The organism is Shinella curvata (assembly GCF_022899935.1).
In the GTDB taxonomy this organism is placed as follows: domain Bacteria; phylum Pseudomonadota; class Alphaproteobacteria; order Rhizobiales; family Rhizobiaceae; genus Shinella; species Shinella curvata.
Map to the genome: position 1 here is coordinate 144,222 of NZ_JALJCJ010000004.1, position 13,767 is coordinate 157,988.

The 13,767-nt window shown below is 62.4% G+C and carries 11 protein-coding genes; 5 read left to right on the top strand and 6 right to left on the bottom strand.

Going from position 1 to position 13,767, the window contains the following annotated elements; genetic code table 11:
• The 4 genes from ehuC to ehuR form a co-directional block, all read right to left on the bottom strand.
• On the bottom strand, positions 1 to 660 hold the full coding sequence (gene ehuC / locus MUU55_RS15690; RefSeq protein WP_244761693.1) for an ectoine/hydroxyectoine ABC transporter permease subunit EhuC: 660 nt from the start codon (positions 658 to 660) through the stop codon (positions 1 to 3).
• 72 nt (positions 661 to 732) lie between these two features.
• Entirely contained in the window at positions 733 to 1,560 is an 828-nt protein-coding gene (gene ehuB, locus MUU55_RS15695; RefSeq protein WP_425314192.1) for an ectoine/hydroxyectoine ABC transporter substrate-binding protein EhuB, read from the bottom strand.
• A gap of 87 nt (positions 1,561 to 1,647) precedes the next feature.
• A complete protein-coding gene (gene ehuA / locus MUU55_RS15700; protein WP_244761695.1) occupies positions 1,648 to 2,433 on the bottom strand; it encodes an ectoine/hydroxyectoine ABC transporter ATP-binding protein EhuA in 786 nt (261 codons plus the stop codon).
• A 122-nt stretch (positions 2,434 to 2,555) separates the two neighbouring features.
• Positions 2,556 to 3,941 carry a MocR-like ectoine utilization transcription factor EhuR gene (ehuR, locus tag MUU55_RS15705; protein WP_483315989.1) on the bottom strand — a complete coding sequence of 462 codons (1,386 nt, stop codon included), beginning with the start codon at positions 3,939 to 3,941 and terminating at the stop codon, positions 2,556 to 2,558.
• Positions 3,942 to 4,043: 102 nt separating this feature from the next.
• Here ehuR and MUU55_RS15710 point away from each other — a divergent pair, with 102 nt between their 5' ends.
• The 4 genes from MUU55_RS15710 to MUU55_RS15725 all read left to right on the top strand — a co-directional run bounded on the left by MUU55_RS15710 (position 4,044) and on the right by MUU55_RS15725 (position 8,898).
• On the top strand, positions 4,044 to 4,526 hold the full coding sequence (locus tag MUU55_RS15710; RefSeq protein ID WP_244761697.1) for an Lrp/AsnC family transcriptional regulator: 483 nt from the start codon (positions 4,044 to 4,046) through the stop codon (positions 4,524 to 4,526).
• Positions 4,527 to 4,642: 116 nt separating this feature from the next.
• Positions 4,643 to 6,139: an NAD-dependent succinate-semialdehyde dehydrogenase gene (locus MUU55_RS15715; protein WP_244761698.1), complete on the top strand. Its 1,497-nt coding sequence runs from the start codon at positions 4,643 to 4,645 to the stop codon at positions 6,137 to 6,139.
• 34 nt (positions 6,140 to 6,173) lie between these two features.
• Positions 6,174 to 7,547 (top strand): aspartate aminotransferase family protein, encoded by a 1,374-nt coding sequence (locus MUU55_RS15720; RefSeq protein WP_244761699.1) that lies wholly within the window; start codon positions 6,174 to 6,176, stop codon positions 7,545 to 7,547.
• 73 nt (positions 7,548 to 7,620) lie between these two features.
• Positions 7,621 to 8,898 (top strand): ArgE/DapE family deacylase, encoded by a 1,278-nt coding sequence (locus MUU55_RS15725; protein WP_244761700.1) that lies wholly within the window; start codon positions 7,621 to 7,623, stop codon positions 8,896 to 8,898.
• 236 nt (positions 8,899 to 9,134) lie between these two features.
• Here the strand turns inward: MUU55_RS15725 and MUU55_RS15730 are convergent, their stop codons facing one another.
• On the bottom strand, positions 9,135 to 11,171 hold the full coding sequence (locus MUU55_RS15730) for an NADH:flavin oxidoreductase (RefSeq protein WP_244761701.1): 2,037 nt from the start codon (positions 11,169 to 11,171) through the stop codon (positions 9,135 to 9,137).
• 146 nt (positions 11,172 to 11,317) lie between these two features.
• Here MUU55_RS15730 and MUU55_RS15735 point away from each other — a divergent pair, with 146 nt between their 5' ends.
• On the top strand, positions 11,318 to 11,947 hold the full coding sequence (locus MUU55_RS15735) for a TetR/AcrR family transcriptional regulator (protein ID WP_244762153.1): 630 nt from the start codon (positions 11,318 to 11,320) through the stop codon (positions 11,945 to 11,947).
• Between the two features lie 78 nt (positions 11,948 to 12,025).
• On the opposite strand, the gene MUU55_RS15740 is transcribed toward MUU55_RS15735, so the two are convergent.
• Positions 12,026 to 13,678 (bottom strand): OFA family MFS transporter, encoded by a 1,653-nt coding sequence (locus tag MUU55_RS15740; RefSeq protein ID WP_244761702.1) that lies wholly within the window; start codon positions 13,676 to 13,678, stop codon positions 12,026 to 12,028.
• Positions 13,679 to 13,767: the final 89 nt, after the last annotated feature.

Genomic DNA, 13,767 nt, shown 5'->3' on the forward strand with positions numbered 1-13,767 from the left:
TCAGGTCCTCACACCGTCGAGACCGCGGGTGACACGGCGCTCCAGCCAGCGCATGCCATGGGAAATGGCGAGCGCCATCAGGAAGTAGAGCACGAGGATGACGGCGAAGGGGATCAGCGTGTTGCCGGTCTGCGCACGCACCACCTGTGCCTGGAACGTCATGTCGGTCAGCGAGATCAGCGAGACGACGGCCGTGCCCTTCAGCAGTTCGATTGCATTGTTGCCGAAGGTCGGAAGCATCAGCGGCAGTGCCTGGGGCAGGATGACGTGGCGCATTGCCTGCCCGCGCGTCAAATTGAGCGCGATGCAGGCCTCGCGCTGCTCGCGGCCGATCGCCTTGACTGCACCGCGGACGACCTCCGCACCGTAAGCGCCGACATTCAGTCCCAACGCCAGCACGCCGGCCTGCAACGGAGATAGCGTCACACCGGCAAAGGGCAGCACGAAGTAGACCCAGAAGAGCTGGACGAAGATCGAGGTGCCGCGAAAGAACTCGATATAGGTCGTGGCCAGAGCCCGGACCGCCATGAAGCGGCTGACACGGCCGAGGCCGGCGAGAAACGCCATGACGACGGCAAGCGCCGAACCCATGACGGTGAGTTGCAACGTCACGAGCGCGCCCTGCAGGATCAGTCCTATATAGCCGGACCAGTCGGTCATGGTGTTTCCGTGTGCAAAGGGATTGGCTGTCCCCTCCCCGCGCCGGGGAGAGGACGGATTGCGATGCGTCGCCTATTTGGCGGCGCAGAGCTTGTCGCGGCTCGTCGACATCGCGGCCTTGGCGGAAAAGCCGTAGGGCTCGATGATCTTGGCGAATTCACCGGATTCCTTCAGCTTGGCGAGTTCCACGTCGAATGCGTCACGCAACGCCTCGTCGCCTTTCCGGAAGGCCGCGCCGTCGCAGTAGACCGGCGCCCCCTCGACGGGAGCGACGACTTCGATTTCAGGGTCGTTCGCCTTGGCGACGAGATCGTTGATCGAGAGAACCGGCAACGAATAGGCGTCGATACGACCATCCTGCAGCATTTTCAGACCGCTCTGGCCGTCCGGCACGACGATCACGCGGTCGCGAGGCACGCCGGCCTCGAGCGCCAGTTTTTCTTCCGTGCCGCCGCCTGGCGCGCCGATCCTGGCATCCGGATTGTCCGCGATGTCCTTGTAGCTCTTGAGTTTCAGCGGATTGCCCTTCTTGAGCGCGAACGCCTCGGCGTCACAGAGCACCGGCTCGGAATAGGCGACGGCCGCGCAGCGTTCCGGTTTCATGAAGAGGCCTGCGGTGATGACATCGTGACGGCCGGCCTGGAGGCCGGGGATCATCGCGCCGTATTCCGAGATCGATGCGACGATGTCGGCGACACCGAGACGCTTGAACACTTCGCGCGCCACATCGGGTGCGGCACCCGAGACCTTGCCGTCTGCGGCCACCGCCGTGAAGGGCGGCTCGTTGGCGATGGCGACGCGCGCAAACCCTTGCGCCTTCAATTCCTCCAGCCTTGCATCATCGGCGAAAGCGGGTGTGGAGGTGATGACTGCCATCAGCGCGCTTGCGCCGGCGGCCATGCTCAAAATTGTCCTGATGCTCATTGTCGCGAACTCCTCTGGCTGTTCCCTGGTTGTTGCTTGGAGCATATTTCCGAAGGAGTACCTTCAGACGCGGTGCCCGGCCGCGATGATCTTGCGCAGGAACGTCTGTGTGCGCTCCTGTTTGGGATTGCGGAAAATCTCGTCCGGCTTGCCCTCCTCGACGATCCTTCCGCGGTCGAAGAACAGGATGCGGTCGGCAAAGTCATGGGCGAAGCCCATTTCGTGGGTGACGAGCAGCATGGTCATGTCGGTCTCGGCGGCGAGCTTGCGCATGACGTTCAGCACTTCCTCGACCAGTTCCGGGTCGAGTGCCGAGGTGACCTCGTCGAACAGCATGATTTTCGGAGAGAGCGCGAGGGCGCGAGCGATGGCGACGCGCTGCTTCTGTCCGCCGGACAGTTGGGCGGGCATGCTTTTCGCCTTGTCGGCAAGACCCACCATGTCGAGAAGCTCCATCGCCCGCTTCTGCGCCTCGGCCTTTGCCACGCCCTTGGTCAGCATCGGCGCGAGCGTGACATTGTCGAGCACACATTTGTGCGGAAAGAGATTGAAGTGCTGGAAGACCATGCCGATCTTCTCGCGCATCCGGTGCAGGTGGCGGTCGTCCGCCGGTACGAGGCCGCCGTCTTTCGGCATATGATAGAGCTGGTCGCCCTCGACCTCGATATGGCCGCCGCTGATGGCCTCCAACGTCATCAGAATGCGCAGGATCGTCGTCTTGCCGGAGCCGGATGGGCCAATGAGCGCGAGCTTCTCGCCCGGCAGCACGTCCATCGACAATCCGTCGAGCACAGTCAGCGCGCCGTAGCGCTTCGTGATGTTGTCGATGCGGATGATGGGGGCGGCCATGCATGTCTCTCCCTGTTGAGACAAGTGATGGCCTAACGATGCGCGGCGATGGAAATCATGTCAATCCGAATAATAATATCAGTACAATTATTCTTCTGACGCCCGATTGGCGGGCAATTCCATCAAATTGCGAGCAGAAGCGCCTCGGGATTTCCGCTGGCCAGCGAGGCCAGAATGCCGAGCCCCGTGCGAAGTTCCTGTTCGGTCGTCGAGCCGAGCGAAATCCGCACTGCCGGATGCCAGGGCTGATCACAGGTGCGGAAGGACGAGCCGGGGGCGATGGCGACGCCGCGAAGACGGGCCTGCGAAACGAAACCTTCTTCCGTGTGGCCCTCCGGCAGCGGCAACCAGACATGAAGGCTTTGTGGATGCGCATGATAGGGCAGGCCTGCAAACGCCTCCTCCGCGATGGCGTGGCGCCCGAACAGCGCCCGGCGCTGCCATGTCACGAGTTCCATGGCCGTACCGTCGCTGACCCAGCGCGTGGCAATTTCGGCAATCGACGGCGTCGCCATCCAGTTGGAGACAAGATGGCGGTTGGCGACGGCCGCGACATAGCGGTCGGGCGCGGCGAGATAGCCAATGCGCAGGCCCGGCACTGTGATCTTGGTGAAGCTGGTGACGTAGAGCGTACGCTCCGGCGCGTAGGCGGCAAGCGGCGGCGGCTTGTGCTCGACCAACGGCCCCAGAATGTCGTTTTCGATGATCGCGATGTCATGCCGTCGCGCGACATCGGCAAGAGCCTGCCGGCGATCCGCGCTCATCAGCGTGGCGGTCGGATTGATGACGGAAGGTTGCAGAAAGACGGCGCGAATGACGCCCGTGCGGCAGGCCTCGTCCAGCGCCTCCGGGATCATGCCGTCGCGATCGATCGCAAGGCCTTCGAGATGCAGGCCGAGATAGGTGGAGAGCGGCACCAATGTGTGGTGGCTGATCGCCTCCGTCGCGATGGTCGAACCCGGCGGCGCCACGCTCATCAGGGCAACCGTCATGCCCGAGGTCGCGCCGTTGGTGAGGCTGATGTTGAGTGGCGAAACATCGACGCCGCAGCGCGCCAGCCACTCGGCCGCGACGGCTCTGTGGCGCGGGAAAACCATGTTCGGCCGGAAGGAAAGCGCCGAACTCGACGGCAGGTTCTCCGCAAGCCAGCCGAAGGCCTCGCGCATGCGTTCCAGGTGAAGCTGCTCGCAGACGGGCTTCAGGATCGACAGGTCAACCAGCTCTCCGAGGCGCTCGGGAAGATAGGGCGGCTCCGGCTCCTTCGGTCTTGTTTGCACGAAGGAGCCGCGGCCGATTTCGCCGGAGATGAGGCCGCGACGGATCAATTCATCATAGGCACGACTGACGGTCTGCACGGAGAGTTTGAGGTCGTCAGCGAGCTTGCGATGTGGCAGGAGGCGTGTACCGTTTGGCAGGAGCCCTTCCTGGATGGCTCGGGCGATCTGCTCGGCAAGGGAGAGATAGGCCGGCCGGCGCAATTGGGATATATCGGGACGCCAACTTGTCATGATTTCGACAGTGCTCAAATTCAGTTCAATTGACAACGCAAAAATGCGTTTTCATTGTCTTTTTCCTACTTTTGACATGATACCCGCCCGGAGGGCGACCGCATGAAACTCGATGCCATAGACCTGCGCATCCTGGAGGTCATCCAGGAGAACGGACGTATCACCAAGCTGGCTCTGGCGGAAAAAGCGGGCCTGTCGCCCACGCCCTGCTGGCTGCGCCTGCGCAAGCTGGAAAAGGCGGGCATCGTCTCGGGCTATCATGCGCGGGTCGCGGTGCGGCGCCTGGCGCCGGTGGCGAGCGTACTGATGGAAGTGACGCTCGCCAACCATAGGCAGGCGGATTTCGAGCGGTTTGAACGCGCAGTCGCCGCAACACCTGATATCGTCGCCTGCTGGTCCGTCGGCGGCGGCGTCGATTACATCTTGAAGATCATGACCGCCGATATCGACGCTTATCAGCGGCTCGTCGATAGCCTGCTCGACCGCGAGCTCGGCATCGATCGCTATTTCACCTACATCGTCACGAAGACCGTGAAGGAGGAGACGGTCCTGCCGCTTGCGACCCTGCTTCCCGTCTCGGGGTAGAGAGATTGTCTGCGACCGCCCGTACCTTTGGCCAAAGTCTCTGTGCTCGGCCCCGGCAATAGACAATCTGCCGCGCCTCATCTGGCAGACTCCTCCAACCATCAGAGGAGGCCGCCATGACCGCGCTATTTGCCCGCACAGCCTTTCACGACACGCTCGCCCGCCTTGCCGACCCACACCTGCGGCGTGAGCTGTCTTATGTCGGCGGCCGCTGGATCGCCGGTCGGGAGGGCGCAAGTTTCGAGGTCAAGGACCCCGCGTCGAATGCTACGCTTGCCTGGATCGCATCGCTCGATGCTGGACAGACGGCGGACGCCATCACCGCCGCAAGCGGGGCGTTTCCCGTCTGGCGGGACATGCTGCCGCAACAACGCGGCGCGATCCTGCGTAAATGGCACGGTCTGATGCTGGAGCATCGTGACGATCTTGCGCTGCTGATGACGCTGGAGCAGGGAAAGCCGCTCGCCGAATCCCGCGGTGAGATCGACTACGCCGCCTCCTTCATCGAATGGTATGCCGAGGAAGGCAAGCGCCTCAACGTGGAGAGTGTCACCAGTCACCTGCCCGGTGCCGAAATGATTGCGCGCCGCGAGGCGCTCGGCGTTGTGGGCATTGTCACCCCCTGGAATTTTCCTTCTGCCATGATCACCCGCAAGGCTGCTGCGGCACTCGCCGCCGGCTGCACTGTCGTCGCTCATCCTTCGAGCGAGACGCCGCTTTCTGCTTTGGCGCTCGCAGAACTCGGCGAGCGTGCCGGCCTGCCTGCCGGCGTCTTCAATGTCGTGACTGGCGATGCCGCAACCATTGTCGGCTGCATGAATGCCGATGCGCGCGTCCGGGCCATGAGTTTTACCGGCTCGACGGAGATCGGCAAGCTGATCGCTGCCCAGTGCGCGCCCACCATGAAGCGGCTCGTCATGGAGCTTGGCGGCCACGCCCCGCTGATCGTCTTTGCCGATGCCGATATCGACAAGGCGGCCGATATCGCCGTCAATGCCAAGTTTGCCACATCAGGCCAGGATTGCCTTGCCGCCAATCGCATCTATGTCGAACGCCCGATCCTGGCGGCTTTCACGAAGGCCTTCAAGGCCCGCATCGAGGCCCTGAAGGTCGGCGCCGGACTGGAGGCCGGCGTCGAGATTGGTCCGCTGATGCATGAACGGGCCATTTCCAAGGTGGAGGAGCAGGTCGCCGATGCGCTGGAGCACGGCGCGAAGCTTCTGACCGGCGGCAAGCGCCACAAGGCCGGGCCGCTCTTCTTCGAGCCGACCTTGCTTTCGGATGTTTCCGACAATGCCCGCATCATGCGGGAGGAGACCTTTGGTCCCGTCGCGGCGGTGACGGCCTTTGACAGTGAGGCGGAAGTGGTGACGCGTGCCAACGATACGGAATACGGCCTCGTCGCTTATGTCGTCACCGAAAACGGCGCACGCCAGATGCGTCTTGCCCGTGCGCTGGAATACGGCATGGTCGCTATAAACCGTGTAAAGATCACCGGTGGCCCGATCCCCTTCGGCGGCTGGAAACAATCGGGTCTCGGCCGCGAGGGCTCGCGCCACGGCATGGAGGCCTTCACCGAACTCAAATATCTCTGCATCGATACGGCAGCCTGATTGCGGCGCCACTGAACACGTGAAAGGAAAGACCATGTCCGACGGAAGCAACGAACTCACCGCGTGGGACCGCGACCACTTCTTCCACCCGTCCACGCATATGGGCATGCACGCGCGCGGCGAAACGCCGACGCGCGTCATCGGCGGCGGCGAAGGGGTCTACATCACCGATACCAACGGCAAGACGAGCCTCGATGCCTTTGCCGGCCTCTACTGCGTCAATGTCGGCTATGGCCGCCAGAAGATCGCCGATGCCATCGCTGAACAGGCGAAGAACCTGGCCTATTATCACGCCTATGTCGGCCACGGCACGGAAGCCTCGATCACGCTGTCCAAGATGATCATCGACCGCGCGCCCGAAGGTATGAGCCGCGTCTATTTCGGCCTGTCCGGCTCGGATGCCAACGAGACGAACATCAAGCTGATCTGGTACTACAACAATGTGCTTGGCCGGCCGGAGAAGAAGAAGATCATCTCGCGCTGGCGCGGCTACCACGGCTCCGGCGTCATGACGGGGTCGCTGACCGGTCTCCACCTCTTCCACAACGCCTTTGACCTGCCGCGCGCACCGATCCTGCATACGGAAGCGCCCTATTTCTTCCGCCGTCCGGATCGCTCCATGGATGAGGAGCAGTTCTCGCAATATTGCGCCGACAAGCTGGAGGAAATGATCCTTGCGGAGGGGCCGGATACGGTTGCTGCCTTTATCGGTGAGCCGATCCTCGGCACCGGCGGCATCGTGCCGCCGCCGAAAGGTTACTGGCAGAAGATTCAGGCCGTGCTCGACAAATACGACGTCCTGCTGGTCGCCGACGAGGTCGTCACCGGATTTGGCCGCCTCGGCACGATGTTCGGCTCGGACCACTACGGCATGAAGCCGGCGCTGATCACCATTGCCAAGGGGCTTACCTCCGCCTACGCGCCGCTTTCGGGCACCATCGTTTCCGACAAGGTCTGGCAGGTGCTGGTGAAGGGCTCGGATGAACTCGGCGCCATCGGCCACGGCTGGACCTATTCCTCGCACCCGATCTGCGCTGCGGCCGGTGTCGCCAATCTTGAACTCATCGACGAACTCGGCCTTGTGGAAAACGCCGGTTCGACGGGCGCCTATTTCCGTAGCGAACTGGCCAAGGCGCTCGGCGGGCACAAACATGTCGGCGAGGTGCGCGGCGATGGCCTGATGGCGGCCGTGGAATTTGTCGAAGACAAGGACGATCGTGCCTTCTTCGATCCCGCCAGGAAGATCGGCCCACAAGTGTCCGCGGCCCTCCTTGAGCGCGGCGTCATCGGCCGCGCCATGCCGCAGGGCGATATTCTCGGTTTCGCGCCACCACTCTGCCTTACCCGTGAAGAGGCCGACATCGTCGTGAAGGCCGCATCCGACGCCGTGAAAGCTGTTCTCGGCTGAGACTTGAAACGGACGGGGCAGCGGTTACGCTGCCTCGCCAGCCAATACCCGGAAATTCCAGCGAAAGCCTGCCATGACATCCGCGCAAGACCGAATTTTCAATGCCGTCGATCGGCTTTTCGATGATCAGGTCCTGTTTCTGGAAAGATTGGTGCGCTTCAAATCCCTACGCAACGAAGAGACCGCCGCGCAGGATTTTATCGAAGCGGCATTGAAAGAGCGCGGCTTCGACGTCAGTCGGTTTCGCACCGACGCCGCCCAGATCGGCCGGCATCCGGCCTTTTCGCCGGCGACAGTCGACTATGGTGATAGCTGGAACCTTGTCGGCCGCAGATCCGGTGCAGGTAGCGGACGCTCGCTTGCCTTCAACTCCCATGTCGATATCGTTCCGGCCGGAAGCGCGCAGCGATGGGCATCCCCGCCTTTCGAACCGCGACGCGATGGCGACTGGCTCTATGGACGCGGTGCCGGTGACATGAAGGCCGGGCTCGTCGCATCGATCTTTGCCCTCGATGCCATTGCGAAAGCCGGCCTGTCGTTGCTTGGCGACGTTCAGGTTCAATCCGTCGTCGAAGAGGAAATCACAGGCAACGGCGCCGCCACCGCCTTTTCGCTCGGTTTCACGGCGGATGCGGTGGTCAGCCCGGAGCCGACGGATGAACAGCTTGTGCGCGCCAATGCAGGTGTCATCAAGTTCCGCCTGGAAACACGTGGGCGCCCTGCCCATCCACGCGAACCTGAATCCGGCCAGAGCGCCATCGATTTGATGGTCCGCCTGATCGGCCACCTGCGGATACTTGAAGGGAAATGGATCGCCGAGCGCAAAAACAAGCGTTGGTTCAAGGACCTTGCCAATCCCGTGGCGTTGACGATCGGCACAATATCAGGTGGCGACTGGATCGCCTCGATCCCGAGCGACTGCGTTGCGGAAGGGCGGATCGGCTTCTATCCCGGTGACGATCCGAAGGCCCGCGCGAAAGAAGTCGAAGCGTTTATAGAACGAGTTCAAGCCGAAGATCCGGCCTTCGCCGGGGAGCGCCTCGTCACGCTGACCTGGGTTGGCGTGATGCATGCCGGCTACGAACTTCCGGAAGGTACCGCCGCCGAAGAGACACTCCGGGTGGCTCACGCCGCCACCCATGCCGCCGCTCTCAACACCTATGTCATGGCCTGCTATCTCGACGCCGCCGTGTTCTCCGTCCATGGCAACATCCCCTCGCTCGTCTACGGTCCGATCGCGGAAAACATCCATGGCATCGATGAGCGTGTCAGCCTTTCTTCCCTGAAACGCGTGACAAAGGCCCTTGCGCTTTTCACCGCGGATTGGTGCGGCATCGCCGAAAAGGCATGACGCCAGCGTTCGCTGGAAGGTGGAGCACTTTCCACGGTGTTTGGAGTGTTCTGGGAGAAGGGTCCAAGGGTGGGCACAAACCGGCGGGCGCTTGTCGACGTCCCGACGCGCCGGCTGCGGCGCGTCAAGATGTGATCATGTCAAGCGAGCGATGCGCTTCCAGACCGGTTGAGGCTCTGTCGAATACGGCGATAGCCGCATCCGGACCCCCTGGAAATCAGCACTGCGCGCCGTGATCAGAGATCTTTGGCGAGACGCAGCGCGTCGTAGATGGCCGCATGCGTGTTGCGCGCGGCGACCGCATCGCCGATCCGGAAGAGCTGGTAACTGCCTTCGGGGTTGCGCGCAACGGTCTGCGGAGAGCCGGATAGAAGTTCGTCGTAGGAGACTTCACCGAGATTCTTCGAGGCAGGTTTCAGCTCGAAATAGAGATCGTCCAGCGGAATGGTGCCGTGGTTGACGACGATCTGGTCGACGATGCGCTGTTTCGAAACGCCCCCGTAGTCGCTGCCGACATGGGCGACGAGCTGGTTGCCGCTTTTCTCCGCCGCTTCCAGCTTGTAGGTGACGGTAAAGGTCGTATCCAGCTTCTGCAGCGAGCGCATGTAGGGCACGAGGTTCATGGCCATGACCTCGGGCGCGAAGGACCGATCCGGCGTCATGATCTCGACCTTGCCGCCGGCCCTGGCGATGAATTCGGCGGCCTGCAGGCCGGCATGATCGCCGGCGTCATCGTAGACGAGGACGTTCGTGCCCGGTTTCACGTCGCCTGAGATGATGTCCCAAGAGGAAACGACCAGCTCGTTGCCCTTGGTCAGGACGTCGGTATGCGGCAGCCCGCCGGTCGCGATGACCACGACATCGGGGTTTTCCCCGCCGACCGTGTCGGCATCCGCCCAGGTATTGAAATGGAAGGTGACGCCAAGTTTCTCGCACTGGCTCATGCGCCATTCGATGATGCTGATCATTTCCCGGCGGCGCTCGCTCTGCGCCGTCAGGCGGATCTGCCCGCCCGGATTGTTCGCGGCCTCGAACACCACGACCTCATGGCCGCGCTCGGCCGAGACCCGCGCCGCCTCGAGGCCGGCCGGACCGGCGCCGACGATCACCACTTTCCTGCGTACATCCGCCTTCGGAATGTTGTGCGGCATCGTTTCTTCGCGGCCGGTTGCCGCATTGTGGATACAGAAGGCAAGCCCCCCCTGGTAGATGCGGTCGAGACAGTAATTTGCGCCGACGCAGGGGCGAATGTCGTCCTCGCGCTTTTCTATGATCTTGCGCAGGATATGCGGGTCGGTCATGTGGGCACGGGTCATGCCGATCATATCCACCTTGCCGGCGGCGATTGCATGGCGTGCGGTGGCGACATCCTGGATCTTCGCGGCGTGGAAGGTCGGGAACTTCGTGGCAGCACGGATGTCGCCGGCAAAATCCAGATGCGGCGCACTCGCCATGCCCTGGATCGGAATGACGTCGGTTAGTCCGGGATCCGTGTCGATATGGCCGCGGATGACGTTGAGATAGTCAATCAGGCCGCTTTCCTTGAGACGACGGGAGATTTCCAGGCCTTCGGCCTTTCCGGTCCCGCCGGGAAGACATTCATCGGCCGTGTAGCGAACGCCGAGAATGAAGTCCTCACCGACCCGTTTTCGCATCGCCCTGAACACGTCGAAACAGAAGCGCATGCGATTGTCGAGATCGCCGCCATAGGGGCCATCGAGCTCGTTGGTGAGCGGCGAGGTGAACTGGTCGATGAGGTGGCCATAAGCCTCCAGTTCGACGCCATCCATGCCGCCGGCCTTCATGCGTTCGGCCGCATCGGCAAAATCCTTGATGATGCGTTCGATGTCCCAGTCTTCCAGTTTCTTCGGAAAGGCGCGGTGCGCCGCCTCACGGTGGTGCGACGGCGCGACCACCGGCAGCCAGTCACCCTTGTCCCAGCGCGTGCGGCGGCCGAGATGGGTGAGCTGGATCATGATCGCAGCCCCCTCTTCGTGCACCGCATCCGTCATTTCCCGGATCCACGGAACGATCTCGTCCTTATAGGCAAGCAGGTTGTTGAAGACCGGCGGGCTGTCCTTCGAGACGGCCGCTGAACCGGCCGTCATCGTCAGCGCCACCCCGCCCCTTGCCCGCTCGAGAGTGTAGGCGCGGTAGCGGCCTTTGGGCATGCCGTCTTCCGGATAGGCCGGCTCATGCGACGTGACGATGATGCGGTTGCGCAGGGTCAGGTGCTTGAGCTGGAAGGGCTGAAGCAGGGGGTCGTTCGACATGTGCCGGGCTCCGGTTTGCGGGATCTCGACGTCACGGTAATTGGAAATGTACATATGTGTCAATAATCAAAAACAAGATGGTCGTCGGCATGGACATTGATGTACATTCTTCTTGCGAGGCCAGAATGAATTTGTTAGTTGGCATCATGGAACAGGCGACGAACGACAGCGGCTGGCGCGGCTCCCAGGAGGGATGGCTGGAGGCCGCCTACACGGCCTTGCTCGAATCCGGCGTGGATTCGGTGAAGATCCTGCCGCTCGCCAAGCGGCTCAATCTTTCCAGAACCAGCTTCTATTGGTTCTTCAAGGACCGGGAGGAGCTGTTGAGCGTGCTGATCGCGCGCTGGAGAGACAAGAACACGGGCAATCTCGTCAAGCAGTCCGAGGCTTATGCGGAAACACTCGCCGAAGCGATGCTGAACGTCTTCGACTGCTGGCTGAACAAGGACATGTTCGATTCCCAGTTTGAGTTCGCAGTGCGCAGCTGGGCCCTGCAGTCGCCGGAAATCCAGGCGGAAGTGCACGCGGCGGACCACGCGAGAATGGCAGCGATCGGCCGCATGTTCATGCGGTTCGGTTACGATGAAGGCGCTGCGGACGTTCGCGCAAGAACGACCTATCTGGTCCAGATCGGGTATATCTCGATGCAATCGGACGAGGACCTCGCGCTTCGCATGAAGCGCATTCCGGAATATATCGCGATCTATACCGGAAAGGTTCCCCAGCAGCGCGAACTCGACCGTTTCTTCGCACGCCATGCCTACAAGCCGGAGTGACGGCACGTGGTCTTCGCTGATGAAGCGAAGCCCCGCAAAATTCCGGGGCTTCGCCTTGTTCTTCCGATGCCGGCAGTGTCAGAACAGGGCTGCCGTGTTCTTCAGCGTCACCCATATTCCCCACAACAGCGGAACGCCGACCACGGCCCAGGCGACGGCTGCCTTGGCATCCAGCCCGCCTGTGCCGATGCCGAAGGAACCCGTCGGCCCGACGCTGGCCGCAGCCGACTTGGCCTGTAGGGACGCCACTTCCTCATCCGACATGAACCATTTCTCGGACAGTGGTCGCACCAGAAGGTTGGCGATGAAGCCGAGAGCCAGCATGCCGGCGAGAATGTACATCGTGCCGGTGTAAAGCGCCGGGCCGGGCTCGACGCCGGCTGTGATCTGCGCTTCGCGGATATAGTTCACCACGACCGGGCCGACGATGCCGGCAGTGGCCCAGGCTGTCAGCAGGCGGCCGTGGATCGCGCCGACGAACTGCGTCCCGAAGATATCGGCGAGATAGGCCGGGATGGTCGCGAAGCCGCCGCCATACATCGACAATATGATGCCGAAGGCAAGCACGAACAGAGCCTTGCTGCCCATGTCGGCCAGCGTCGGGGCCAGGGCATAGAGAACAATACCGAGAATGAAGAAGGTGTAGTAGGTGTTCTTGCGGCCGATCTTGTCGGAGAGCGAGGCCCAGAAGAACCGTCCGCCGATGTTGAACAGCGACAGCAGGCCGGTGAAGCCGGCGGCGATGGCGGCAATGGCCATCTTCTGGTCCGTATCGAGTTGGCTGAAGCTCAGGTCCGGCTGACCGATGAGGCGGCCGCCGAAGATTTCCTGCAGCATCGGCGACGCCATGCCGATGACGCCGATGCCGGCGGAGACGTTGAGGCAGAGGACCAGCCAGATCAACCAGAACTGCGCCGTCTTGTGCGCATCGCGCAGATGAACGTGCCGGGTGGTGATCATGGTGGATTTCGATGCCGGCGGCGTCCAGCCTTCCGGGCGCCAGCCGGACGGCGGAATACGGTAACCGAAAGCGCCGCCCATCATGAAGCAGAAGTAGATCGCGGCCATGACGAGGAAGGTCTGCCAGACGCCGGCTGTCGTATCCGTTTTGAAGACGTTCATCAAAAGATTGGCAAGCGGCGCACCGATCATCGCTCCGCCGCCAAAACCCATGATCGCCATGCCCGTCGCCATGCCGCGGCGGTCCGGAAACCATTTGATGAGGGTGGAAACCGGAGAGATGTAGCCAAGGCCAAGACCGACGCCGCCGATGACCCCGGCACCGAGCCACATCAGCCAGAGCTGATGGCTCATGACGCCGAGCGCGGCGACGACGATGCCGCCGCACCAGCAGCAGGCCGAAACGAAGCCTGCCCTGCGTGGGCCGACGCGCTCCAGCCAGCCGCCCCAGATGGCCGCCGAACAGCCGAGCAACACGAAGAACAGCGTATAGATCCATCCGAGATCGGCGACGCGCCAATTGCAGGTCGTCGTGAAAAGCGCGGACAAGAGATTGAGATCGGCACAGGCCGGGTCCGGCGTGCCCGCAATCGCCTTGGACAGCGGCAGCCAGAACACGCTGAAGCCATAGGCCATGCCGATGCAGAGATGGATGGCAAGCGCTGCCGGCGGAACGAGCCAGCGGTTGAAGCCGGGTTTCGCGATGATACGCTCCCGGTCGAGGATGCTGCCGGAATGGGTGCCGGCATAGGTCTCGGTCGATACAGTCATGGGTCTCCTCCGCGGCGCACCTCTCCGATGCGCAGGTGTCATCAATGGGAGATGGACCTGTTCTTTGTCCGAAAGCCGCCCGCACCTCC

Coding starts and splice junctions, on each gene's coding strand:
- ehuC (WP_244761693.1), bottom strand. CDS start 660: ATGACCGACTGGTCCGGCTATATAGGACTGATCCTGCAGGGCGCGCTC.
- ehuB (WP_425314192.1), bottom strand. CDS start 1,560: ATGGCCGCCGGCGCAAGCGCGCTGATGGCAGTCATCACCTCCACACCC.
- ehuA (WP_244761695.1), bottom strand. CDS start 2,433: ATGGCCGCCCCCATCATCCGCATCGACAACATCACGAAGCGCTACGGC.
- ehuR (WP_483315989.1), bottom strand. CDS start 3,941: ATGACAAGTTGGCGTCCCGATATATCCCAATTGCGCCGGCCGGCCTAT.
- MUU55_RS15710 (WP_244761697.1), top strand. CDS start 4,044: ATGAAACTCGATGCCATAGACCTGCGCATCCTGGAGGTCATCCAGGAG.
- MUU55_RS15715 (WP_244761698.1), top strand. CDS start 4,643: ATGACCGCGCTATTTGCCCGCACAGCCTTTCACGACACGCTCGCCCGC.
- MUU55_RS15720 (WP_244761699.1), top strand. CDS start 6,174: ATGTCCGACGGAAGCAACGAACTCACCGCGTGGGACCGCGACCACTTC.
- MUU55_RS15725 (WP_244761700.1), top strand. CDS start 7,621: ATGACATCCGCGCAAGACCGAATTTTCAATGCCGTCGATCGGCTTTTC.
- MUU55_RS15730 (WP_244761701.1), bottom strand. CDS start 11,171: ATGTCGAACGACCCCCTGCTTCAGCCCTTCCAGCTCAAGCACCTGACC.
- MUU55_RS15735 (WP_244762153.1), top strand. CDS start 11,318: ATGGAACAGGCGACGAACGACAGCGGCTGGCGCGGCTCCCAGGAGGGA.
- MUU55_RS15740 (WP_244761702.1), bottom strand. CDS start 13,678: ATGACTGTATCGACCGAGACCTATGCCGGCACCCATTCCGGCAGCATC.